This window comes from Vibrio sp. STUT-A11 (assembly GCF_026000435.1).
In the GTDB taxonomy this organism is placed as follows: domain Bacteria; phylum Pseudomonadota; class Gammaproteobacteria; order Enterobacterales; family Vibrionaceae; genus Vibrio.
This window is the reverse complement of the sequence record NZ_AP026763.1, coordinates 2,599,129-2,621,693: the sequence shown is the minus strand read 5'-3', so window position 1 is coordinate 2,621,693 and position 22,565 is coordinate 2,599,129. Positions and strand designations below refer to the sequence as shown.

Sequence of the window (22,565 nt, the reverse complement as noted above, 5' to 3'; positions counted from 1 at the left end):
GGAAGCACAGTGGATTTAACGAACATGGGTAAAGCTGCTAAAGATGCAGCTTTTGAATTGGCGACAGCGTCAACATCACAGAAAAACCAAGCTCTGGCCATCATTGCCGATGAGCTGGAAGCAAACTCAGCGGCTATTCTGGCAGCAAATGCAAAAGACATCGAACTTGGCCGCGAAGCAGGCCTGACGGATGCCTTACTGGACCGTCTGCTGCTGAATGAAGAGCGATTAACTGGCATCGCTAACGATGTGCGTAACGTGATCAGCCTTAGTGATCCAGTTGGTAGTGAAATCGACAGTAAAGTGCTAGAAAATGGCATGTCTTTGGCTCGTCGCCGAGTTCCTCTTGGTGTGGTGGGGGTGATTTACGAAGCGCGCCCGAACGTAACGATTGATATTGCAGCCTTGTGTCTGAAAACCGGAAACGCCAGCATTTTGCGTGGCGGCAAAGAGACCTTCTTCTCTAATATGGAGCTGGTCAAAGTTATCCAGTCTGCATTAGCTAAAGCGAATCTGCCTGCGGCTTCCGTTCAATACATTGAAAAGCCAGATCGTGAGCTTGTTTCTCAGTTGCTAAAATTGGACGACTACGTGGATATGATCATTCCACGTGGTGGTGCTGGCCTACACAAAATGTGTAAAGAAAACAGCACTATCCCGGTTATTATTGGCGGTTTTGGTATCAGCCATATTTTTGTCGACGAATCAGCGGATCTTGAGAAGTCACTTAATGTGGTTGAAAACTCAAAGGTACAGCGTCCATCGGCATGTAACTCACTTGATACCTTATTAGTACACCAAAACGTGGCGGCTGAATTTTTGGCCCTGCTAGTTGAGCGCATGAACGAGAAGGTCACTTTTGTTGCTGATCCTAAAGCTAAAGCGCTGATGGCGAATGCGCAGCAAATTCGCGATGCGGGCGAAGGTGATTTTGATACAGAATGGTTGAGCTACACGCTTGGTGTGAAAGTCGTTGATGATGTAAAAGACGCCATTGACCATATGCGAGTACATAACGCCAGCCACTCAGATGCGATCATGACTAACAGCTTGGAAAATGCAGAATTGTTCATCAACTCTGTGGGTTCTGCGGCAGTATACGTTAACGCGGCAACACGCTTTACCGATGGTGCACAATTTGGTTTGGGCGCTGAAGTTGCTGTTTCTACTCAGAAGCTTCATGCGCGTGGTCCAATGGGTTTAGAAGAGCTGACCAGCTACAAATGGGTAGGGAAAGCCAACTACTTAGTACGCAGTTAACATATTCCACTCGAGTTTGATTGAAAAAGGGGCTATTGAGCCCCTTTTTGTTTTCTCTCACATACCAATTCCGCTACACTAGTTTGGCTCTTGGAACAAACTTAAGAGCGCTTTGATTGGAGGTGATATGCATTGTCCTTTTTGTTCGGAAAACGAAACAAAAGTTATTGATTCTCGCTTGGTTGCAGATGGCCATCAGGTTCGCCGTCGACGCCAGTGTCTGGCCTGTAGTGAACGCTTTACGACGTTTGAAACCGCTGAACTGGTGATGCCTAAGGTGATTAAATCCAATGGCAACCGCGAACCGTTTGACGAAGATAAAATGGTCGGTGGTATTCAGCGTGCCTTAGAAAAACGCCCTGTCAGTGCCGATGCAATAGAGCTGGCGATCAGTATGATTAAATCTCAGTTACGCGCGACGGGTGAGCGTGAAGTACCAAGTGAGATGATTGGTAACTTGGTCATGGATCAACTGAAAGAACTGGACAAAGTCGCTTACATCCGTTTTGCGTCGGTTTATCGCAGTTTCGAAGATATTCGCGAATTTGGCGAAGAGATTGCCCGCCTGGAAGACTGATAAACATGGAACAACACACGCCTCAACCTGCCTTCTCCTCTCAAGACTTTTCTATGATGTCGCGCGCTATCAGGCTCGCTAAGCGTGGCATCTATACCACGGCCCCGAACCCGAATGTCGGTTGCGTCATTGTTCGTGACGGACAGATAGTCGGGGAAGGTTATCATCTGCGTGCCGGAGAGCCACATGCCGAAGTCCATGCGTTACGAATGGCGGCGGATAAAGCGGAAGGTGCGACGGCATACGTCACTCTCGAGCCTTGTTCCCACTATGGGCGAACGCCTCCCTGTGCTGAAGGGCTGATTAAAGCGAAGGTCGCGAGAGTGGTCTGTGCGATGCAAGACCCGAATCCAAAAGTCGCTGGTCGCGGTATTCAAATGCTGCGCGATGCTGGGGTTGAAGTTCAGGTTGGCTTATTGGAAAGCGACGCTCTCGAGTTGAATCGAGGCTTCATCAAGTTTATGCAGACGAGGATGCCTTTCGTCCAATTGAAGATGGCTGCCAGCCTTGATGGCCAAACTGCACTTGATAATGGCCAGAGCCAGTGGATCACCTCCCCACGTGCTCGTCAGGATGTGCAGCGTTATCGTGCCATGAGTGGTGGGATTTTATCGACCAGCAAAACCGTGATTGACGATAATGCCTCCTTGAATGTTCGCTGGGATGATTTGCCGCAAACCGTACAGCAGCAGTATCAACTTGAAGCGGTGCGTCAGCCAGTACGCATCATTTTAGATCGTCAAAGCCAGTTGACTGATGATCTTAAGTTGTTTAATACCGATGGTGAGCGCATCATCGTCAGTAAAGATGGCGATAGCGTTCCTCAATTGAATGAAGCTGGCCAGATTGACCTTGCCGCGACTTTGCAAGCCGTCGCGAATGATCATCAAGTTCATCACTTATGGGTTGAAGCAGGTGCGACGCTCGCGAGTGCACTCATACAAGCTAATCTTGTCGATGAACTGATCGTTTATCTCGCGCCAAAGTTGATGGGCAGTGATGGCCGTGGGCTGATTGGGGCGCTGGGTTTAACGTCAATGGATCACGTTATCGATCTGAACATAACCGATGCTCGTATGGTTGGGGTAGATATTCGAATTACCGCAACGCTGATACGAAAATAGATAGAAAAGAAGCAATTATGTTTACAGGCATTGTAGAAGCAGTAGGAAAACTTACTGCGATTACGCCGAAAGGCGAAGACATCACCGTAACGGTTGAAACGGGTAATTTAGATATGTCTGACGTTAAGTTGGGCGATAGTATTGCGACTAATGGCGTTTGCTTGACGGTTATTGATTTTGGCAGCAATTATTACCGTGCGGATCTGTCGTTAGAGACACTGAAAATGACGGGTTTTGCACAATATCAAGTCGGTGACAAGGTTAATCTAGAAAAAGCCATGTTGCCCACCACGCGCTTTGGTGGACATATCGTGTCTGGTCATGTTGACGGTGTTGGCGAAATTGTTGAACGTAATCAAGTTGGTCGAGCAATAGAGTTTTGGGTAGCGATGCCTGCTGAGATTAGCAAATATGTCGCAGGAAAAGGCTCAATCACCGTCGATGGTATTAGCCTGACGGTCAATGACTTACGTAAAAATGCATTCAAGTTAACGATTGTTCCTCACACGAGTGAAGAAACCACGATTGATCAATTTCAGGTCGGTCGCAAAGTTAACTTAGAAGTAGATGTATTAGCTCGTTATATGGAGCGATTACTTCAGGGGCAGCAAGAAGAGAAGCAAGAGTCACGTATTACGATGGATTTCTTGCAGCAGAACGGATTTGCCTAGGACTGTATTCACAGAACGCCCGCTGGGCAATTGACTTACCGCCGACAAAGCTCAAACTATTGCCGCAAGTCTGCTTGTAATCAAGTTCCAACACATTGTTGCCGCAAAAATAAATTTTAGAATAACGGGAAACAGAATATGCCAATCAGTACACCAGAAGAAATTATTGATGATATTCGCGCAGGTAAAATGGTTGTCTTAATGGATGACGAAGACCGCGAGAATGAGGGTGATTTGATCATGGCTGCCGAGCATATCACGCCGGAAGCGATCAACTTTATGGCTACTCATGGACGTGGCTTGATTTGTCTTACAATGACCAAGGAGCGTTGCTCTAGTCTAGGTTTGCCACCAATGGTGCAAGATAACAATGCGCAATACACGACAAACTTTACGGTTTCTATCGAAGCGGCAGAAGGGGTAACGACTGGTATCTCGGCTGCGGATCGAGCGCGCACTGTTCAAGCGGCTGTTGCGCCTAACGCGAAAGCTGCAGACTTAGTTCAACCAGGTCATATCTTCCCACTAGCGGCTCAAGATGGTGGCGTGTTAACGCGTGCTGGCCACACAGAGGCTGGCTGTGACTTAGCTCGTCTTGCTGGTCTGGAACCTGCTTCTGTCATTGTAGAGATTCTAAACGATGACGGCACCATGGCGCGTCGACCAGATCTTGAAATATTCTGTGAAAAACACGGCATTAAACTGGGCACGATCGCTGACCTAATCGAATACCGCAATAACACAGAGACGACCATTGAACGTGTTGCTGAATGTAAGCTGCCGACCGAGTTTGGTGAGTTTAAGCTGGTCACTTTCAAAGACACGATAGATAACCAAGTTCATTACGCCATGTGTAAGGGTGACTGGAAAGATAAAGCTCCGTTAGTTCGCGTACATCTGCAAGATGTGTTTACGGACTTATTGCGCAGTGACCGTAATGCTGAGCGCAGCTGGACCCTGGACAAGGCGATGAAACGCATTGGCGAAGAGGGTGGTGTTTTGGTTGTGCTGGGGCATGAGGACTCAAGTGAACTGCTTATTCATCGCGTAAAGATGTTTGAAGCGCAAGACAAAGGTGAAGCACCGACGCTAGCGAAGAAACAAGGTACTTCGCGTCGTGTGGGTGTAGGCTCACAAATTCTGGCTGACTTAGGTATTCACGATATGCGTCTGCTTTCGTCAAGCAATAAAAAATACCATGCGTTAGGCGGTTTTGGCCTGAACGTCGTTGAATACGTCTGCGAGTAACGACTGAACGATAAGTTGCTGGTCTTGAATAGTGTTATGTTGTTCCAGACCAGTAACTCGGTACTCCCAACCAATTTCCATTAGATATTGCTCACAAAGTTGTGCTAGAATCCGGCGATTCTCACTTGATGAACATATTTCACTTAAAAATAGAGTTAAAGGAAAGCTTATGAAAGTGATCGAGGGTGGCTTCCCAGCGCCAAATGCAAAAATTGCTATCGTTATTTCTCGTTTCAACAGTTTTATTAACGAAAGCCTACTTTCTGGTGCGATCGATACACTAAAGCGTCACGGGCAAGTAAGCGATGACAACATTACCGTTGTTCGTTGTCCAGGTGCCGTAGAACTACCTCTAGTCGCTCAACGTGTTGCTAAAACCGGTAAATTCGACGCTATCGTATCTTTAGGGTCAGTTATTCGCGGTGGAACGCCTCACTTTGACTATGTTTGTAGTGAAATGAACAAAGGTCTGGCACAAGTGTCTATGGAATACAGTATTCCAGTCGCATTTGGTGTTTTGACTGTTGATACTATCGATCAAGCGATTGAACGCGCAGGAACCAAGGCTGGTAATAAAGGTGCAGAGGCTGCACTAAGCGCACTTGAAATGATTAATGTACTATCTGAAATTGATTCCTAATGGGGGCCAGTGTGAAACCAGCCGCACGTCGTAATGCACGTCAATTCGCTCTACAAGCGATCTACTCATGGCAAATTACTAAAGAGAATGTTGCCAAGATTGAAGAACAGTTTTTGTCTGGTGACAAATACGATGAAGAAGAACTTCATGCATCAGAGCCAGCTCTAGCTGCGCCAGAAACTGACGTAGAGTACTTTCGTGAACTACTAGGCGGTGTTGTACTTAGCCACGCTGAGCTAGATAGTAAAATTCGTCCATACATTTCACGTCCAATGCAGGATCTGGATATGATGGAACTTGCTCTTCTTCGCCTTGCTATGTACGAGATGACTCGTCGCGAAGATGTGCCTTACAAAGTCGTGATCAACGAAGCGATTGAACTTGCAAAAGTGTTCGCTGCGGAAGACAGTCACAAATTTGTCAATGGCGTGCTGGATAAAGCAGCACCTCACGTACGTAAGAAATAACGATTTCTTGAGTAAAAAGGTCAGCATATGCTGACCTTTTTTATATCAAAAGCTTTTATATAAAAAGAAAAAAATTATGTCTGGTGAATTTAGCTTAATAGACAAGTACTTTGTTGGTCGTCAAAACCAACGAAAAGATGTTCACCTTGCTGCAGGGGATGATTGTGCACTGGTCAAAGCACCAGATAATGTACATATTGCGATCAGCACCGATACCTTAGTTGCGGGGACACACTTTCTTCCTGATGCGAGCCCTGCTTGGGTCGCGCACAAAGCACTCGCCTCCAACATCAGCGACTTAGCCGCGATGGGCGCAACGCCTGCGTGGGTGAGTTTTGCGTTAACGATGCCGGAACCTGATGAACAGTGGCTTGCGCCTTTCTGTGATGCCTTCTTTGAACTTGCTGATTATTTTGGTATTCAACTTATCGGCGGGGATACTACCAAAGGGCCTTTGAGTTTAACATTGACAGTGCAGGGATTTGTCCCGCAAGGAAAAGCGTTAACTCGTTCGGGGGCGAAAGTCGGTGACTGGGTTTATGTAACAGGCTGTCTTGGCGATGCGAAAGCTGGACTGGATGTTATCTTAGACGACTCTCTTCGTACTCGCGTAGGTGCGGAGAGTTTGGAAAAAGCGCATTACTTGAGTACGCCACGTGTATTAGCGGGACAAGCTCTGGTCGGTCTTGCATCTTCTGCTATCGATATCTCCGATGGCTTGATATCCGATATCAAGCACATACTGAAGCGGTCACAGGTCGGTGTCAGTATCGATGTCTCTCAATTGCCTATATCTTCGGACTTGGCGCAGTTTTTAGATGATAAGGTCAGCGCACAGCAGTATGCTTTATCGAGTGGTGAAGAATACGAGTTGTGTTTTACCGTATCAGAACAAAACCATGGCTCATTGCAAAGCGCCTTGTCTCATATTGGCTGTAAAGTGACATGTATTGGTCAGATTCGACCGAAGGGTACGTTTGAGCTTCACGACAACAATCAACCTCTTGACTGGGACTTAAGCGGTTTCGACCACTTTAAGTAACCAAGATAGACACTAAATTAGCAGTTATAGGTTTAAGAATATGACCAACCCTCTTTCTCTTATTTCGTTAAAGAATCCGTGGCATTTATTGGCAACAGGGTTTGGTAGCGGTTTGTCGCCTGTTGTTCCGGGAACCATGGGCACATTAGCTGCGGTACCCTTCTTTTTGTTGTTAGCTCAGCTGCCGTTTTCTGCTTATGTCATCGTAGTGCTCATATCATGCGTAATTGGCGTGAAAATCTGTCAGGTGACCTCTGATGACATGAAAGTTCACGATCATGGTTCGATCGTCTGGGATGAGTTCGCTGGATTTTGGATTACGATGAGTATTATGCCGGCACTTAATATCCCGGTAACCGAATGGAAGTGGTTGCTGACGGGGTTTGTTTTGTTCCGCTTCTTCGATATGGTAAAACCTTGGCCTATCGGCTGGCTTGATAAGCGAGTGCATGGTGGTTTAGGCATCATGATCGATGACATTGTGGCGGGCATTATGGCGGGGATTGTTCTGTTTTTAGTCGCTCACTACGCAGGTTGGATGAACTAATAAGCTTTAAACTAAATCTGAGCAAAATAAAAAGGGATGCCATCATGCATCCCTTTTTAGTATCAATAAGTTATCTTCAGTGAAGATTACTTCACCAGATAGTCAGTGATCGATTGTTCAATCCCTTTCGCATCCAGACCAAGCTCTTCATGTAGCTCTTCCTGAGTACCTTGAGGGACAAACTTATCAGGTAAGCCAAGGTTGAGTACTGGCTTGATGATTTTTTCTTTCATCATGAACTCAAGAACGCCTGCACCTGCACCACCAGCAATCGCATTCTCTTCTAGCGTCACGATCACATCGTGTTCACTCGCTAGCTGACGAATCAACGTTTCATCTAGTGGCTTCACAAAGCGCATATCGGCAACCGTTGCATTAAGGTTTCCAGCGGCTTCTAACGCATTCTCCAGGAAGGTACCAAAGCTCAGGATAGCGACTTTTTCACCTTGACGCACGATTCGGCCTTTACCGATCTCAAGTGCGGTAAATTCACTTTCGATGTCGGTACCCATGCCGTTGCCACGAGGGTAACGAACTGCGCTCGGGCCCGTATGCTTATGACCCGTGTAAAGCATTTGGCGACATTCATTCTCGTCGCTTGGTGCCATGATCACCATGTTTGGAATGCAGCGCATAAAGCTCAAGTCAAACGCACCTTGGTGAGTCTGACCATCAGCACCAACCAAACCTGCTCGGTCGATAGCGAACATCACTGGTAAGTCCATAATCGCGATATCATGGATAAGCTGATCATAGCCACGTTGCAGGAAGGTCGAGTAAATGGCAACGATTGGGTTATTGCCAGCAATCGCCATACCTGTAGCGAGCGTCACTGCATGCTGCTCAGCAATCGCAACATCGAAATACTGATCTGGGTACTCTTTAGAGAAACGCACCATGCCAGAGCCTTCGCGCATCGCTGGTGTAATCGCCATCAACTTAGGATCTTGCGCAGCCATATCACACAGGAAGTCACCAAAGATCTTTGAGAACGTTGGCTTGCCACCGCTGCTCTTTGGCAGGCAATCATGTGTCGGGTCGAACTTTGGTACGCCATGATAGCCGATTGGATCTCTCTCTGCGGGTTCATAACCTTTGCCTTTTTTGGTCATGATGTGCAGGAATTGAGGGCCTTTCAGCTCACGCATGTTCTTTAGTGTCTGAACCAGTTCGTTGACGTCGTGTCCATCAATCGGACCAATGTAGTTAAATCCGAACTCTTCGAATAGCGTGCCTGGCACGACCATGCCTTTGAGGTGCTCTTCCGTGCGGCGAACCAACTCTTTGATTGGTGGAACGCCAGAAAGTACTTTCTTGCCACCTTCGCGAATCGACGTATACAGGTTGCCAGACAGTAATTTTGCTAAGTGGTTATTCAGTGCACCAACGTTTTCTGAAATCGACATCTCATTATCGTTCAGAATCACCAGCATATCCGGATGAACATCGCCAGCGTGGTTCATTGCTTCGAAAGCCATACCCGCGGTAATGGCGCCATCACCAATAACACTCACGACCTTACGCCCTTTGCCTTCTTTCTGTGCGCTGATGGCCATACCAAGTCCAGCACTGATAGACGTCGAAGAGTGGCCTACCGACAGCGTGTCGTATTCGCTCTCAGAGCGCCAAGGGAATGGGTGAAGCCCACCTTTTTGGCGGATGGTCGGCATTTTGTCACGACGTCCGGTCAGGATTTTATGTGGGTAAGCCTGATGACCAACATCCCAGATTAACTGGTCTACTGGTGTGTTATATACATAATGCAGGGCAACGGTGAGCTCTACTGTGCCTAAGCCAGACGCTAAGTGTCCGCTTGATTGGCTCACTGAATTTAGCAGATACGTTCGCAGCTCATCACACAAAGTTGGTAATGTTTCTTTCGGAAGAAGACGCAATTCTTCCGGTGTATTTGCTAACGCCAGTGTCGGGTATTTTGAAATATCAAGAGTCATATAAATGCGCGCTTATAGTGTTAATTTTTGCGCTCGATGACATATCGGGCGAACTCTTCAAGTAACTGAGTATTGTATGGGATAGCTTCCAAGGCTTGAAGTGCTTCCTGTAACAGAGAGTGAGCTTTCTCTATCGCTCCCTCTAAACCCAGCAGGGAAGGGTAAGTGCTCTTATTGAGTTCTTGATCAGAACCCTGAGGCTTACCCAATGTTTCTGTGTCACTAATGATATCAAGAATATCGTCTTGAACCTGAAACGCCAAACCAATTGCTTTCGAATAGCGCTCTAAATGAGGTAAAACTGCGATACCCTTATCACCAGCGGCCAAAGCGCCTAATTTAACCGCACAGTCAATTAGGGCTCCGGTCTTTTTACGATGGATCTCTTCCATTTCTTCGAGAGAAATTTGGCGATTCTCCGCACTTAAATCCAGTGCTTGTCCGACACACATGCCGTTAGAGCCTGACGAGTGAGCCAGAGCTTTTATCATGTTGATACGCTGCTTTTCTGCTTCTGGATTTAAAGGACCATCTGCCAAGATTGTAAAGGCGAGCGTTTGGAGTGAGTCACCAGTCAGTATTGCAGTCGCTTCATCGAACTTAATATGGCAAGTCGGTTGGCCACGACGCAGCTCATCATCATCCATCGCGGGTAGATCGTCATGAATAAGCGAGTAAGCGTGAATGCATTCAATCGCTGCGGCAGGAGTGTCCAGATCTTCAGGCTTACAACCAAGCATTTGGCCAGTGATGTAAACGAGAAAAGGACGAACGCGTTTACCGCCTAGCAAAAGGCCGTATTTCATTGCATCAATCAATGGAAGTTCTTGATACGGAAGCTGTTCTAGCCACAAATTCAATTGTTGATTGTTTCTTTGTTGAAAAGAAGTCAATGTCTGTTGCATCACATCGCTCACTACTAATAATTATTCTGAATCTGGATTGAAGTCACTCAGTGGTGCTTCATCATCTTCGCTGAGAAGAATACTTACGCGTTGTTCAGCGTCGCTTAGCTTTGTTTGGCCTGCACGAGCTAGGGCAATACCTCGCTCAAATTTACGTAAGGCATCATCCAGGGCAAGATCGCCACTTTCTAATTGATCAACCAAGCTATCAAGCTCTTCAATGGTTGCTTCGAAGGTCATGTTTTCTGGTTTCTTAACCGCCATCTCTTCTCTGCCTTTATTTAGCCTCTCATAAGATGCACGAAAGTTACCTTAGCCTAGTAACTTGGTCAAATTTAACCTTACACAATTGTCACAAAATTGGCTCTAAATGCGTCTGAGCGATGAAAGTATCCATTTTACTAAAGGTTACTGGTATGAATTTGTGATCGGCTAGCTAAGATTTTTCTAAAAATTCTCCTCGAGTTGTCGATACAAGTAGTAATTCGTGAGTAATAGATAAATAGAGCGAGAGGAGTGCTGTGTGGATTTAGCAACCCTACTAGGTTTGATAGGCGGTTTTGCATTCGTTGTAATGGCGATGGTGCTTGGTGGCAGCATCGGTATGTTCGTCGATGTAACATCAATCCTTATCGTTGTTGGTGGCTCAACCTTTGTCGTGTTGATGAAGTTCACAATCGGGCAGTTCTTTGGGGCGGCAAAAATTGCAGGTAAAGCTTTCCTGTTTAAAGCCGATGAGCCTGAAGACTTGATCGCTAAAATTGTTGAAATGGCCGATGCCGCGCGTAAAGGCGGCTTTCTCGCACTAGAAGAAATGGAAATTACTAACAGCTTTATGCAAAAAGGCATCGATCTTTTGGTCGATGGTCATGATGCAGATGTGGTTCGTGCCGCATTAAAAAAAGATATTGCGCTGACTGGGGAGCGACATACGCAAGGAACTGGCGTATTCCGCGCGTTTGGTGATGTCACGCCCGCGATGGGCATGATTGGTACCTTAGTCGGTTTGGTGGCGATGCTTTCAAACATGGATGATCCTAAATCCATTGGACCTGCCATGGCCGTTGCGCTTTTGACTACGCTTTACGGTGCGATTTTATCCAACATGGTGTTTTTCCCGATTGCTGACAAACTCTCTTTGCGACGTGACCAAGAAACGTTGAATCGCCGCCTGATCATGGATGGTGTTCTTGCCATACAAGATGGTCAGAACCCGCGAGTCATCGATAGTTACCTGAAGAACTATCTCAATGAAGGCAAGCGTGCCTTAGAGATCGGTGAGTAATCAGGAGCATTGTGATGGATGATGAAGATAATAAATGTGATTGTCCGCCCCCCGGCCTCCCGTTGTGGATGGGGACCTTTGCTGACTTAATGTCATTATTGATGTGCTTCTTTGTTCTGCTGCTCTCGTTCTCAGAGATGGATGTGCTCAAGTTTAAGCAGATTGCAGGCTCGATGAAGTTCGCATTTGGCGTACAAAGTCAGCTCGAAGTAAAAGATATCCCGAAAGGAACCAGTATTATTGCTCAGGAGTTCAGACCGGGACGCCCGGAGCCAACGCCGATTGACGTCATTATGCAGCAAACCATGGACATCACTCAGCAAACATTGGAGTTCCATGAAGGTGAGTCTGATCGCTCCGGTGGAAGTAGGCATGATCAAGGAAAATTAACTGGCGGCCAGTCACCAGAGACATCAACAAGGAATAACCAGACTACCGAGTCCGAGATCCAACAGCAGCAGTCTCAAATGATGTCGCAAGAAATGGAAACCTTGATGGAAAGCATCAAGAAAGCTTTGGCGCGAGAGATCGATCAGGGTGCGATCGAAGTCGAAAACTTAGGGCAGCAGATCGTGATTCGTATGCGAGAAAAGGGGGCTTTTCCGGAAGGTTCTGCGTTCCTACAGCCTAAATTTCGTCCTTTGGTACGTCAGATTGCTGAACTGGTTAAAGACGTACCCGGTATTGTGAGAATCTCTGGCCACACCGATAACCAGGTGCTGGATTCTGAACTGTATCGCTCTAACTGGGATCTGTCATCTCAGCGAGCAGTCTCTGTCGCGCAGGAGATGGAGAAGGTGAGAGGGTTTTCTCATCAACGTTTACGAGTGCGAGGAATGGCTGACACTGAACCGCTGGTTCCAAATGACTCCGATGACAACCGTGCTCTTAACCGTCGTGTGGAGATCAGCATTATGCAGGGTGAACCACTCTACAGCGATGAAGTGCCTGTGATTCAACATGAGCAATAAAAAGCGAGTTGGAAGCCTGATACCGTTCGCTTAAACGACTTTCATTTATTGGCGTCATTCCGAGGAGCCTTAGCGACATCAGGAATCTACTCAATTTAAGTATGTGGCGAAATAGGCACTTTCAGCGTTAACACACTCGGTAAGTAGATCCTGAATCACGCTCCTTCGTCGCTGTTCAGGATGACTGATTGGTTATACAAATAAGCGAGCGGCGTGAAATCGACAGTTCGCTTTTTTTGTCTTTCCAATCCGCTTGGGTGTATAATCTTGCGCCTTTGAAGTGAGCTCAGACAATCTTTTGTGACCAAGACGTGGTTTTGCTGCGTATGAAGTATCGAAGTTGAGTATCACTCTCTGTTGATTGCGAAACTAACCTGCGAATTAGACTATGAAATTTATTGTAAAGCCCCATCCAGAAATTTTTGTCAAAAGTGAATCTGTGCGTAAGCGCTTCACAAAGATTTTAGAGTGTAACATTCGTAATATCGTCAAGAGCCGCACGGAATCTGTCGCCGTATTTAACCGTCGTGATCACATTGAAGTGACCTCTGAGAGCTTCCAATACCACGCTGAAGTGTTAGAGATTCTGACTCACACCCCAGGTATCCACCATGTACTTGAAGTGAAGCAGTCTGAGTTTAAAGACTTGCACGACATCTTTGAGCAAGTGCTTGAGCTAAGTCGTCCTCTGATTGAAAACAAAACCTTCGTCGTTCGTGCTAAGCGTCGCGGTAAACATGACTTTACCTCGATTGAGCTGGAACGTTATGTTGGCGGTGGTTTGAACCAGGCGGTCGAAAGCGCGAGCGTAAAACTGCATAACCCAGACGTAACCGTGAAGGTGGAAGTGTCGGGCGACAAACTGAACCAGGTTCTTGCGCGTCATAAAGGTCTTGGTGGCTTTCCGCTAGGTACGCAAGAAGATGTGTTAAGCCTGATCTCGGGTGGTTTTGACTCTGGTGTATCAAGTTACCTGCACATTAAGCGTGGTTCAAAAGTACATTACTGCTTCTTTAACCTAGGTGGTCCAGCGCACGAAATCGGCGTTAAGCAGGTTTCTCACTATCTATGGAACAAATACGGCTCTTCAGCAAAAGTTCGCTTTATCTCTATCGATTTCGAACCTGTCGTCGCTGAGATACTTGAGAAAGTGGATGACGGCCAGATGGGCGTTATTCTTAAGCGTATGTTCATGCGTGCTGCGGGTATGGTTGCTGAGAAATTCAAGATTGAAGCTCTGGTAACGGGTGAAGCACTTGGTCAGGTTTCTAGCCAAACGCTCACTAACCTTCGCCACATTGATAACGTGACAGACACACTGATTCTTCGTCCACTGATTAACTGGGACAAAGAAGACATCATCAACCTGGCGCGCGAAATTGGTACCGAAGACTTTGCCAAGACCATGCCTGAATACTGCGGCGTGATTTCTAAGAAGCCAACAGTAAAAGCAATCAAAGCGAAGCTAGAAGCGGAAGAAGAGAACTTTGACTTCACTATTTTGGAAAATGTGGTGAAAGAAGCTCGAGTTATGGATATTCGTGATATTGCGAAAGAGTCTGAGAAAGCGGCACCAGAAGTGGAGCAAGTTCAGGCTGTTGAAGAGCATGCGATTGTCCTTGATATCCGCAGCCCTGAAGAGGAAGACGACAATCCTCTCGAAATCGACGGCGTTGATATCAAACACATCCCGTTCTACAAGCTAGGTACGCAGTTTGGTGACTTGGACCAATCTAAGACTTACCTGTTGTACTGTGACCGTGGAGTCATGAGCCGACTGCAAGCGCTTTACTTGCAAGAGCAGGGCTTTAACAATGTGAAGGTTTACCGCCCATAGTAAGGCGAAAACAACACCACTTTCTAAACGCAGACTGAGCGATCAGTTTGCGTTTTTTTATGTCTTTTATTCAGCCGAAGGCAAGGGTTTTGACTGGTTATACTGCAGTCCCTCGCAACCATTATGATGGGTACTGATATAACGTTAATTAATCCGAAATGTTCTAGAAAAAGTGAACTTAGTTCCAAGAGTAATAATGAGATAGCTTTCCCAAGGATGGATCAATTCTCGGTCTATCAGTATTTGTCGTCGTAAAAATTAGAGTAATGACACTGTGGTGGCTGAGTTGTGACTAAATATGTATTAGAAGAGGGGGGGGTAGTGAATGCAACTGAGATTATTTTATGGGTTAGTGTGTTATTTTGTTAAACTTAGATAATTCAGATAAAAAAACACCGCCTAAACAGGCGGTGTAAGAAATTTGACAGACAGGTCAAAAATAAATACAGGAAGTATATGTTTTGTCTCAGGGATTGTAGACAAAACATCTTGGTAGAAATCTACCTAACTCGAAATACGAGTTTGCAAACACAACATCGCAACAACGAAGCCAATTGATTTCTAGAGAAATCAAGCCGTTCAGGCCCGTGCTGCGGTGTGAAATATAGAATTTATCTGGCTGTTCGACAACGGAAATTTTATAATGTTTCAGATAAAAAAAACTAATCCTATTTGAGGTTCCCTATGTCTCGCAGATTGCCTCCTTTGAATTCTCTTCGAGTATTTGAAGCTGCAGCACGTCATCTTAGTTTTACACGTGCGGCTGAAGAACTCTTCGTTACCCAAGCTGCCGTGAGTCACCAGATCAAAGCGCTGGAAGAGTTTTTATCACTCAAGTTATTTCGTCGCCGAAACCGCTCATTACTGTTAACGGAAGAAGGTCAAAGTTACTTTTTAGACATCAAGGATATTTTTACTTCTATTGCAGAAGCGACCGATAAAGTATTGGAACGTAGTGAAAAAGGTGCGTTGACCATCAGCTTACCACCAAGTTTTGCTATTCAGTGGCTAGTGCCTCGGTTGGCCGATTTTAATGCTCAGGAGCCAGACATTGATGTAAGGATTAAAGCGGTAGATATGGATGAGGGCTCACTGACCGACGACGTCGATGTCGCTATCTATTATGGTCGTGGTAACTGGCCGGGACTTCGCGCGGACAAATTGTATCAGGAATTTTTGATTCCACTTTGCTCCCCATCGTTACTCTTGGGGACGAAGCCGTTAGAATCACTCAATGATCTCCGATTACACACTTTGTTACATGATACTTCGCGTAAAGACTGGAAGCAGTTTACACGTCATTACAATATCGAAGGCATCAATGTAAATCATGGTCCAATTTTTAGCCACTCGACGATGGTGTTGCAGGCAGCGGTACACGGACAAGGTATTGCGCTAGGAAATAACGTTTTAGCTCAGCCAGAAATGGAAGCTGGGCGACTTATTGCGCCATTCGATGAGGTCTTAATTTCGAAAAATGCGTTCTATGTGGTGTGTCATGAGCAGCAAGCAGACATGGGACGTATTGCGACATTTCGTGACTGGATGCTTGCAACGGCAAGAAAAGAACAAGAGGAAGTATTGGATGAACCAGTGGATAGTTGAGGGGCCGGAAAACGGACCGTTATTTATTTTTGCTCATGGTGCTGGGGCTGGCATGGAGCATGACTTCATGGCTGCCGTCGCTAAAGGACTCGTTGAGCAGGGAATTCGTGTCGTCCGTTTTAATTTTCCTTATATGGTTAAACGTGCTGAAGACGGTAAAAAGCGTCCGCCAGATCGTGCGCCAAAATTGCTCGAAGCCTATGAAGAAGTAATCACTCACTTTACCGATAAGCCAGTGGTCATTGGTGGTAAATCTATGGGCGGGCGCATGTCGAGTTTATTGGCTGAAAATACGCTGGTGACAGGCATTGCTTGTTTAGGTTTTCCTTTTCATCCACCGGGTAAGCCAGAAAACTACAAAGGTGAGCATCTGGCAACGCTTGAGAAGCCCACACTGATTCTACAAGGCGAGCGAGATACCTTTGGAAAGCGTGAGGAGTTTGAAAACTTCACGTTATCTGAGCAGGTGTCTGTCACTTTTGTACCTGATGGTGACCATAGTTTTAAACCACGTAAGCGTTCTGGTTACACCGAAGAGGGCAATATTGCTCTGGCTGTTGAACACTTAGCGAAATTTATTAAAGAGGTGTACAGTGAAAAGTAAGTGGTTACTTTCCTTTTCTGGTCTTTCCGGGCTTGTTTCGGTTGCGCTTGGCGCGTTCGCGGCCCATGGTTTAAAAGCGATGCTTGCTCCCTATCTTCTTGATGTGTTTGAGACTGGTGTTCTTTACCAGTTCATCCATACTTTTGCCGTCCTATTTTGTGCCATTCTGTTGTTGATGAATTTGGAACAAAAAGCACAAAAGTATTTTTTCATCGCTGCAATTTGCTTTATCATCGGCATCTTTTGTTTTAGCGGCAGTCTATACGCGCTGGCGCTGACAGGCATTAAATGGTTTGGACCGATTACTCCGTTGGGAGGATTGATGTTCATGATCGGTTGGTGCTCGTTCTTTTTTGCTGCGTTTAATATCAAAGAGGTCTCCAAGTGAAACAACTAATGCTCTATTGCCGTTCAGGCTTTGAGAAAGAGTGTGCTGGTGAAATTCAGGACAAAGCGACACAGTTGGAAGTGTACGGCTTCCCTCGTGTGAAGAAAAACTCAGGTTATGTTGTCTTCGAGTGTTACCAGGATGGAGACGCAGACAAGCTGGTAAAAGGTCTCGACTTCAGTTCTTTGATCTTTGCTCGCCAAATGTTTGCTGTTGCAGCCGAATGTGAATCTTTGCCAAGCGATGACCGCATCAGCCCAATTCTTGAGGTGTTGTCTGAAGTTGAAGGTTTCCCTCGTTGTGGTGATCTGCGTATTGAAACGCCAGACACCAATGAGGCGAAAGAGCTACTAAAATTCTGCCGTAAATTTACTGTACCAATGCGTCAGGCGCTACGTGGAAAAGGCTTGATGTGGGATAAAGACAACGCTAAGAAGCCAGTATTACACATCTGCTTTGTTGCACCGGGTCATTGTTACGTGGGTTACTCATTCCCGGGGAATAACTCACAATTCTTCATGGGAATTCCTCGTCTGAAGTTCCCGGCAGATGCACCAAGCCGTTCAACATTGAAGCTTGAAGAAGCCTTCCATGTATTTATTCCACGTGAAGAGTGGGATGAGCGTTTGGCTCCCGGCATGTGGGGGGTAGATCTGGGTGCGTGTCCGGGTGGCTGGACATACCAATTGGTGAAGCGTTCGATGTTCGTGCATTGTGTTGACAACGGCATGATGGCAGACAGTCTGATGGAAACTGGCCAGATTAAGCACCACATGGTGGACGGCTTTAAGTTTGAACCAGACCGTAAGAATGTCACCTGGATTGTGTGTGACATGGTTGAGAAGCCTGCACGCGTGGCTCATCTTATGGGACAGTGGCTACTGAAAGGCTGGGCAAAAGAAGCCATCTTTAACCTGAAACTTCCAATGAAAGGCCGTTATGACGAGGTTTTGCAAGATCTTGAAAACCTGAAAATGTTCCTGATTGAGAACAAGGTGAAGTTTAAGCTGCAAGCTAAGCACCTTTACCATGACCGTGAAGAGATCACCATTCACATCCAGTGCTTATCGAACATCTCGCCATACTAATCTTCTAGGATCAAAAAGCGCCTTTTGAACTGGCCGTGCAGCTTGCTCATCGAGCAGCAGGGCCATGCCTTCTCGTCATTCTGAACAGCGAGGCACGAGCGTGATTCAGAATCTACTATCCGAGCGCTTTGTCGCTAAGGTCGACCCTAATACTTCACTGTACCCTGATATTAGATTCCGAGTCTCGCTAAGGCTCGCTGGAATGACGGTGATGAGTGTAAAGAGAACAATTTAAATCTATAGAATCCTATTCCTTTCGAATAGGTACTTTTTATTACATGATGTTTGCTTGTTACTCCACTTTATTGGGCCCGGTAAAGCGGATATCTTGCAGATTGAAGCCAAGCTCAATATCGCATTTGAGTGCGGCGACCTGCTTACATAAGCGAGCCGACTCGATATGCTCATCCAGCTTTTTGCGATACTTTGGTAGCAATTCATCACTGGTGTAAGCCGCTTCAATATCATCGAATTGGGTAAGAATTTCTTTTGCCGCTTTAGGGCCAATACCTGGAACCCCCGGAACCTGACTAGAGCTGATACCAGCCAGTCCCCAGTAATCAGCCAATTGACTTGGCTTAACTCCAAACTCTTTTTCAATGAATGGCTCATCTAACCAACGGTGCTGGAAGTAATCACGAATTTGAAGTGTAGGGGAGAGCAGTTGACAGTAGCCTTTGTCGGTCGAAACAATGGTGACCTTTTCTCCATGCCCAGCGACTTTGGTTGCTAGGGTTGCTACTAAGTCATCGGCTTCATCACCGTCAGACAGTAATGAGTCAATGCCTTGCTCCCACCAGGCTTGCTGAATCACATCAAGGCCTTGCATCAAGGGCTCTGGCATGGGTTTACGGTTCTGTTTGTAGTCCGGCAGTATCTTGGCACGCCAGCCCCGGTCTTGTTCATGATGATCAAACACCGCAATGATATGGGTTGGTTGCGCCTCGGACAGGATCCGAGTCAGCGTTCTTTGGGTAGTGGTAATCGTTCTTGCTATGTCAGTGGGATCGGGTTGAGCGGAGTGCACTCGGCGGATCAGATTTAGGGCATCAATAATAACAAGATGAATAGACATAATGACTTAGCAATAAAAAAGGGGCGTAATGCCCCTAGTGTAACGAATGCTAGCCTGACTATCGACCATCATTTTCAGGATGAGCGATTCGGTAGCAAGGTTCATAATCGCTGCCACCTGGCAGTTTCATTCGATGTTGATCGACGAAGTCTTGCAGTAATTTGTCGAGCTTCTTCATCAGTATTGGTTCACCATGGATGGTGAACGGACCTCTGGCTTCGATTTCTTTGATGCCTTCCGCTTTCACGTTACCAGCAACAATGCCTGAGAACGCCTGACGCAAGTTTGCTGCGAGAACTTGGGGTTCCTGATCCATATGCAGATCCAATTGCTCCATTGCGTCATGATTTGGCTCAAATGGTAACTGGAAGTGCGGCTCGATTTTTAGTGACCAGTTAAAGCTGTAGGCATCGCCTTTTTCTTTCCGATGTGTGCGAACATCATCCATACCGCGTTTCATAATCCGGGCAACTTCTGACGGATTATCAATCACGATCTGGTAATGTTTACGACCCTCTTCTCCCAGCGTGTCACGAATAAATTCATCGATAGCTAGGAAGTAGTCTTCACTTTCTTTCGGGCCAGTCAGTATGATTGGCATTGGTTGATTAGCATTCTCTGGGTGCATCATAATACCCAGAATGTAGAGCAGTTCCTCGGCAGTTCCCGGACCACCCGGAAATATTACAATGCCATGTGCCATGCGAACAAAGGCTTCCAGACGCTTTTCAATGTCTGGCATGATCACTAATTCATTCACGATAGGGTTAGGTGGCTCAGCAGCGATGATAGATGGCTCGGTTAAACCAAGGTAACGCTGCTCGGTATAACGTTGTTTCGCATGTCCGATGGCAGCCCCTTTCATTGGCCCTTCCATTGCACCGGGCCCACAGCCGGTACAAATATTCAGTTCTCGAAGACCTAGCTCGTTACCCACTTCTCGGGTGTATTGATACTCTGCTGCGTTGATAGAGTGCCCACCCCAGCAAACCACCAGATTAGGCGCGATTCCGGGCGTAAGAGCTCTTGCGTTGCGTAGGATCCCAAACACTAAGTTAGTAATATGGACCGGGTTGGTCAGGTTTAAACGCTGGCTGTCTGCCAGGTGCATATTCACATACACGATATCGCGTAAGACTGAAAACAGGTGCTCCTGTATCCCTTTAATAATATCGCCGTCTACAAAAGCATGCTCGGGTGGATCGGTCAGTTCTAACTTGATGCCACGTTCACGGCGAAGCACGTCAACATCAAAGGATTGGTATCGGTCTAACAGCTCTTTCGAGTTATCGGTATGGCTGCCTGAGTTCAAGACCGCTAATGTACAGTTTCGGTAAAGTTGGTAAAGATCGCTCGATGCGGTCTTTTTTAAACGTTCAACTTCCAATTGGGATAGCAAGTCCATGCTACCTGCGGGGCTGATATGGGTAATCATAGCGCCTCCTTGTTGTGATTATATTTGAGGAAAGTACTCCATCACCTTTGGTTTATACGTGTTGTTTGTGATTGGAAGGCTGGATAATTGAAGCTTAGCAGACTGGAATAGAAGAAATGTGATAACTCGTTGAAAAATGGTGGATATAAGTAAAATGAAGGGATGAAATTTGTTTGTTTGGTTGTATTTTGAACGATTCAGCTCCAGTTTAGCTGATTTTTTCCGAGCTTTTTGGTGTCACGTACCATTTTTCCGAGACGTCCCAGTACTTGCTCGGGAGAGTCTGACTCTCTAAATGAAGTAGAAACCGCGGTTAGGGTGATCATGATACTTTGTTCACGGAACTTAAATGGCAACTGGCCGATTTCACGCTGGATACTTTTCATCAGTTCCAATGTGTATTCTTCCGACTGTTCTGGAATAAGTAAGATAAATTCTTCTCCGCCGAAGCGAGCAACTGTTTCTAATTCGGATACACGTTTGCTGATGGTGCGGGCAATTATTTTGAGAGCTTTGTCTCCGGCGGTATAGCCGTAGCTGTCGTTAACGGCTTTGAAGTTGTCGACATCAAACATCACCAGACGTAAGTTTCTCTGAGACCGAACCCAGCGTCGGTATTCCAGTTCGAGGCGATCGTTAAATGCGGTGCGGTTGTAAACTTTGGTCAGCGGGTCAAGCAGCAGGCGCTGAGTTTGATCATCCAACCGGCGGCGGTAGTCTTGCGTGGTTTCAAACACCGCTTCCAGTTGATTCTTGCTGTAAGTCATTCGCTCTTGTAGTGCCTGCTCACGAGCTTCCGTCATCTCCAAACGTTCGGACAGTGACGCCATTTTAGCAAGCAGTGGTGCCATTTCTTTCTTCAGGTTGGTTAAGTCCTGCGCCTGACTCAATGAGCGTTGACTTTGTTCAACTAAGCTCGTCATTTCTGAGTTCAACTCGTGTCGGTGGTCAAAGTAAGTTTGATGTTGATCAGCGTTTTGATGGATGGTTTTCAGGTTACTTGCAAGGGATGTATTTAGCTGGTCGAGAAATTGACTGGAGGTTTCTCGCTCCGATTTGGTCGCTTTTACCACTAACTTTAAAGTGGTCAGTGTTAGCTCAATTAATGACTCAGCGTTAACGCTCATTAGTAGTTTAGCGCGAATGTCGAGCAGTCTGTCGCCATATTCCCCCTCAAAATCCAATTCCGTAATCGTGTGTTGCAGATCACTAGCAAGGCTCTCAAGTTGAGACTTTTCTGGTGTACTCTCAAACTCACTTAAATGCAAACGTGAGTTCGAGGTGATGATTTTTAGCGCGCGTTCATAAATACTAAGCAGTTTGGTCGCTTGATCGACGTTGGTGACCGAGTTCGCTTCAGAAAAGCTCATTAGGTTACGCAGCTCACGCTTAAGTTGGGCGGGTAAGCCAGTCACTCGTTGCAGCGTTTCACCACTGCGTTTGATTTGAACGTCGAGGTTGCCGTTCTGTTTTTCCATGGTTCTGGACTGCTGTTTGAGCCTTCTTTCTAACACCGCTAAACGCGGAATCAAAGTACTGATATCCGTTTTATGTTGCAGCTCTTGCTGAATTTCTGACAAGTAGTTGGATAATTGAGCATCAGAGCCAGGACATGCAGACGATAAGGACGCCAAAACGCGCTTAAGGATTTGTTGCTCACGTTTAAATTTGAGCGAACTATCGCGATGAGTCAGTTTAAGTTGATCAAGTTGACAACTTAACTGATGCAGCTGAGCCTGAATATCGGATTCCAAGATTCCCATGAAACGATTACTTTAAATCCATGTACGATTGACGATCACCTGATAATAACAAAAAACCTTATAGCGTCATCAGTTATTCAT

The 22,565-nt window shown here is 46.2% G+C and carries 23 protein-coding genes; 16 read left to right on the top strand and 7 right to left on the bottom strand.

Annotated features, from left to right (window positions below; genetic code table 11):
- Positions 1–9: 9 nt before the first annotated feature.
- The 5 genes from OO774_RS12330 (at position 10) to ribBA (ending at position 4,880) form a co-directional block, all read left to right on the top strand.
- Positions 10–1,260 (top strand): glutamate-5-semialdehyde dehydrogenase, encoded by a 1,251-nt coding sequence (locus OO774_RS12330; RefSeq protein ID WP_264902949.1) that lies wholly within the window; start codon positions 10–12, stop codon positions 1,258–1,260.
- A gap of 127 nt (positions 1,261–1,387) precedes the next feature.
- Positions 1,388–1,837: a transcriptional regulator NrdR gene (nrdR, locus tag OO774_RS12325; protein ID WP_237316551.1), complete on the top strand. Its 450-nt coding sequence runs from the start codon at positions 1,388–1,390 to the stop codon at positions 1,835–1,837.
- A gap of 5 nt (positions 1,838–1,842) precedes the next feature.
- Complete coding sequence (gene ribD / locus OO774_RS12320; protein WP_264902948.1) at positions 1,843–2,961, top strand: bifunctional diaminohydroxyphosphoribosylaminopyrimidine deaminase/5-amino-6-(5-phosphoribosylamino)uracil reductase RibD; 1,119 nt, start codon at positions 1,843–1,845, stop codon at positions 2,959–2,961.
- A gap of 17 nt (positions 2,962–2,978) precedes the next feature.
- Entirely contained in the window at positions 2,979–3,632 is a 654-nt protein-coding gene (locus OO774_RS12315; RefSeq protein WP_264902947.1) for a riboflavin synthase, read from the top strand.
- 138 nt (positions 3,633–3,770) lie between these two features.
- Positions 3,771–4,880, top strand: coding sequence for a bifunctional 3,4-dihydroxy-2-butanone-4-phosphate synthase/GTP cyclohydrolase II (ribBA, locus tag OO774_RS12310; RefSeq protein WP_264902946.1), 1,110 nt, complete (start codon positions 3,771–3,773; stop codon positions 4,878–4,880).
- Here the strand turns inward: ribBA and OO774_RS12305 are convergent.
- The gene (locus OO774_RS12305) at positions 4,836–4,961 is read right to left on the bottom strand and encodes a hypothetical protein (protein WP_264902945.1); all 126 of its coding nucleotides are present in this window, start codon (positions 4,959–4,961) and stop codon (positions 4,836–4,838) included. The genes ribBA and OO774_RS12305 overlap by 45 nt on opposite strands.
- Positions 4,962–5,049: 88 nt before the next feature.
- On the opposite strand from OO774_RS12305, the gene ribE reads away from it, so the two are divergent.
- From ribE to pgpA, 4 genes are all read left to right on the top strand, one after another.
- Positions 5,050–5,520 carry a 6,7-dimethyl-8-ribityllumazine synthase gene (ribE, locus tag OO774_RS12300; RefSeq protein WP_014231012.1) on the top strand — a complete coding sequence of 157 codons (471 nt, stop codon included), beginning with the start codon at positions 5,050–5,052 and terminating at the stop codon, positions 5,518–5,520.
- Positions 5,520–5,987 carry a transcription antitermination factor NusB gene (nusB, locus tag OO774_RS12295; protein WP_020333700.1) on the top strand — a complete coding sequence of 156 codons (468 nt, stop codon included), beginning with the start codon at positions 5,520–5,522 and terminating at the stop codon, positions 5,985–5,987. Before ribE ends, nusB begins: the two co-directional genes overlap by 1 nt.
- Positions 5,988–6,063: 76 nt before the next feature.
- A complete protein-coding gene (thiL, locus tag OO774_RS12290; RefSeq protein WP_264902944.1) occupies positions 6,064–7,029 on the top strand; it encodes a thiamine-phosphate kinase in 966 nt (321 codons plus the stop codon).
- Positions 7,030–7,069: 40 nt separating this feature from the next.
- Entirely contained in the window at positions 7,070–7,576 is a 507-nt protein-coding gene (gene pgpA / locus OO774_RS12285; protein ID WP_264902943.1) for a phosphatidylglycerophosphatase A, read from the top strand.
- 86 nt (positions 7,577–7,662) lie between these two features.
- On the opposite strand, the gene dxs is transcribed toward pgpA, so the two are convergent.
- Genes dxs through xseB form a run of 3 tightly spaced genes read right to left on the bottom strand, consistent with a single transcriptional unit; the run spans position 7,663 to position 10,697 of the window.
- Positions 7,663–9,528 carry a 1-deoxy-D-xylulose-5-phosphate synthase gene (gene dxs / locus OO774_RS12280; protein WP_264902942.1) on the bottom strand — a complete coding sequence of 622 codons (1,866 nt, stop codon included), beginning with the start codon at positions 9,526–9,528 and terminating at the stop codon, positions 7,663–7,665.
- A 20-nt stretch (positions 9,529–9,548) separates the two neighbouring features.
- Positions 9,549–10,433 (bottom strand): (2E,6E)-farnesyl diphosphate synthase, encoded by an 885-nt coding sequence (gene ispA, locus OO774_RS12275; protein WP_264902941.1) that lies wholly within the window; start codon positions 10,431–10,433, stop codon positions 9,549–9,551.
- Between the two features lie 21 nt (positions 10,434–10,454).
- Positions 10,455–10,697 carry an exodeoxyribonuclease VII small subunit gene (xseB, locus tag OO774_RS12270; RefSeq protein WP_237316541.1) on the bottom strand — a complete coding sequence of 81 codons (243 nt, stop codon included), beginning with the start codon at positions 10,695–10,697 and terminating at the stop codon, positions 10,455–10,457.
- Between the two features lie 259 nt (positions 10,698–10,956).
- On the opposite strand from xseB, the gene pomA reads away from it, so the two are divergent.
- The 7 genes from pomA to rlmM all read left to right on the top strand — a co-directional run bounded on the left by pomA (position 10,957) and on the right by rlmM (position 18,211).
- Complete coding sequence (pomA, locus tag OO774_RS12265; RefSeq protein WP_264902940.1) at positions 10,957–11,718, top strand: flagellar motor protein PomA; 762 nt, start codon at positions 10,957–10,959, stop codon at positions 11,716–11,718.
- Between the two features lie 14 nt (positions 11,719–11,732).
- Entirely contained in the window at positions 11,733–12,689 is a 957-nt protein-coding gene (locus tag OO774_RS12260) for a flagellar motor protein MotB (RefSeq protein ID WP_264902939.1), read from the top strand.
- Between the two features lie 388 nt (positions 12,690–13,077).
- Complete coding sequence (thiI, locus tag OO774_RS12255; RefSeq protein WP_264902938.1) at positions 13,078–14,526, top strand: tRNA uracil 4-sulfurtransferase ThiI; 1,449 nt, start codon at positions 13,078–13,080, stop codon at positions 14,524–14,526.
- A gap of 684 nt (positions 14,527–15,210) precedes the next feature.
- Positions 15,211–16,131: a transcriptional regulator GcvA gene (locus OO774_RS12250; RefSeq protein WP_264902937.1), complete on the top strand. Its 921-nt coding sequence runs from the start codon at positions 15,211–15,213 to the stop codon at positions 16,129–16,131.
- The gene (locus OO774_RS12245) at positions 16,112–16,735 is read left to right on the top strand and encodes an alpha/beta fold hydrolase (RefSeq protein WP_264902936.1); all 624 of its coding nucleotides are present in this window, start codon (positions 16,112–16,114) and stop codon (positions 16,733–16,735) included. The genes OO774_RS12250 and OO774_RS12245 overlap by 20 nt, the downstream gene beginning before the upstream one ends.
- Complete coding sequence (locus OO774_RS12240; protein ID WP_264902935.1) at positions 16,725–17,123, top strand: DUF423 domain-containing protein; 399 nt, start codon at positions 16,725–16,727, stop codon at positions 17,121–17,123. The genes OO774_RS12245 and OO774_RS12240 overlap by 11 nt, the downstream gene beginning before the upstream one ends.
- Positions 17,120–18,211, top strand: a complete 1,092-nt coding sequence (gene rlmM, locus OO774_RS12235; RefSeq protein WP_264902934.1) for a 23S rRNA (cytidine(2498)-2'-O)-methyltransferase RlmM — start codon at positions 17,120–17,122, stop codon at positions 18,209–18,211. Before OO774_RS12240 ends, rlmM begins: the two co-directional genes overlap by 4 nt.
- 292 nt (positions 18,212–18,503) lie before the next feature.
- Here rlmM and xni read toward each other — a convergent pair whose 3' ends face one another.
- The 3 genes from xni to OO774_RS12220 all read right to left on the bottom strand — a co-directional run bounded on the left by xni (position 18,504) and on the right by OO774_RS12220 (position 22,484).
- A complete protein-coding gene (gene xni / locus OO774_RS12230; protein WP_264902933.1) occupies positions 18,504–19,286 on the bottom strand; it encodes a flap endonuclease Xni in 783 nt (260 codons plus the stop codon).
- 58 nt (positions 19,287–19,344) lie between these two features.
- Entirely contained in the window at positions 19,345–20,721 is a 1,377-nt protein-coding gene (gene ppnN / locus OO774_RS12225; protein WP_264902932.1) for a nucleotide 5'-monophosphate nucleosidase PpnN, read from the bottom strand.
- 197 nt (positions 20,722–20,918) lie between these two features.
- Positions 20,919–22,484: a GGDEF domain-containing protein gene (locus tag OO774_RS12220; RefSeq protein WP_264902931.1), complete on the bottom strand. Its 1,566-nt coding sequence runs from the start codon at positions 22,482–22,484 to the stop codon at positions 20,919–20,921.
- Between the last annotated feature and the right edge of the window lie 81 nt (positions 22,485–22,565).

What these genes read in the sequence shown, in the direction of transcription:
- OO774_RS12250 (WP_264902937.1), top strand. Translation starts at nt 15,211, where the DNA reads ATGTCTCGCAGATTGCCTCCTTTGAATTCTCTTCGAGTATTTGAAGCT.
- xseB (WP_237316541.1), bottom strand. Translation starts at nt 10,697, where the DNA reads ATGGCGGTTAAGAAACCAGAAAACATGACCTTCGAAGCAACCATTGAA.
- OO774_RS12315 (WP_264902947.1), top strand. Translation starts at nt 2,979, where the DNA reads ATGTTTACAGGCATTGTAGAAGCAGTAGGAAAACTTACTGCGATTACG.
- OO774_RS12260 (WP_264902939.1), top strand. Translation starts at nt 11,733, where the DNA reads ATGGATGATGAAGATAATAAATGTGATTGTCCGCCCCCCGGCCTCCCG.
- OO774_RS12220 (WP_264902931.1), bottom strand. Translation starts at nt 22,484, where the DNA reads ATGGGAATCTTGGAATCCGATATTCAGGCTCAGCTGCATCAGTTAAGT.
- ribBA (WP_264902946.1), top strand. Translation starts at nt 3,771, where the DNA reads ATGCCAATCAGTACACCAGAAGAAATTATTGATGATATTCGCGCAGGT.
- nrdR (WP_237316551.1), top strand. Translation starts at nt 1,388, where the DNA reads ATGCATTGTCCTTTTTGTTCGGAAAACGAAACAAAAGTTATTGATTCT.
- OO774_RS12245 (WP_264902936.1), top strand. Translation starts at nt 16,112, where the DNA reads ATGAACCAGTGGATAGTTGAGGGGCCGGAAAACGGACCGTTATTTATT.
- ribE (WP_014231012.1), top strand. Translation starts at nt 5,050, where the DNA reads ATGAAAGTGATCGAGGGTGGCTTCCCAGCGCCAAATGCAAAAATTGCT.
- dxs (WP_264902942.1), bottom strand. Translation starts at nt 9,528, where the DNA reads ATGACTCTTGATATTTCAAAATACCCGACACTGGCGTTAGCAAATACA.
- xni (WP_264902933.1), bottom strand. Translation starts at nt 19,286, where the DNA reads ATGTCTATTCATCTTGTTATTATTGATGCCCTAAATCTGATCCGCCGA.
- thiL (WP_264902944.1), top strand. Translation starts at nt 6,064, where the DNA reads ATGTCTGGTGAATTTAGCTTAATAGACAAGTACTTTGTTGGTCGTCAA.
- thiI (WP_264902938.1), top strand. Translation starts at nt 13,078, where the DNA reads ATGAAATTTATTGTAAAGCCCCATCCAGAAATTTTTGTCAAAAGTGAA.
- OO774_RS12305 (WP_264902945.1), bottom strand. Translation starts at nt 4,961, where the DNA reads ATGGAAATTGGTTGGGAGTACCGAGTTACTGGTCTGGAACAACATAAC.
- ppnN (WP_264902932.1), bottom strand. Translation starts at nt 20,721, where the DNA reads ATGATTACCCATATCAGCCCCGCAGGTAGCATGGACTTGCTATCCCAA.
- nusB (WP_020333700.1), top strand. Translation starts at nt 5,520, where the DNA reads ATGGGGGCCAGTGTGAAACCAGCCGCACGTCGTAATGCACGTCAATTC.
- pgpA (WP_264902943.1), top strand. Translation starts at nt 7,070, where the DNA reads ATGACCAACCCTCTTTCTCTTATTTCGTTAAAGAATCCGTGGCATTTA.
- ribD (WP_264902948.1), top strand. Translation starts at nt 1,843, where the DNA reads ATGGAACAACACACGCCTCAACCTGCCTTCTCCTCTCAAGACTTTTCT.
- ispA (WP_264902941.1), bottom strand. Translation starts at nt 10,433, where the DNA reads ATGCAACAGACATTGACTTCTTTTCAACAAAGAAACAATCAACAATTG.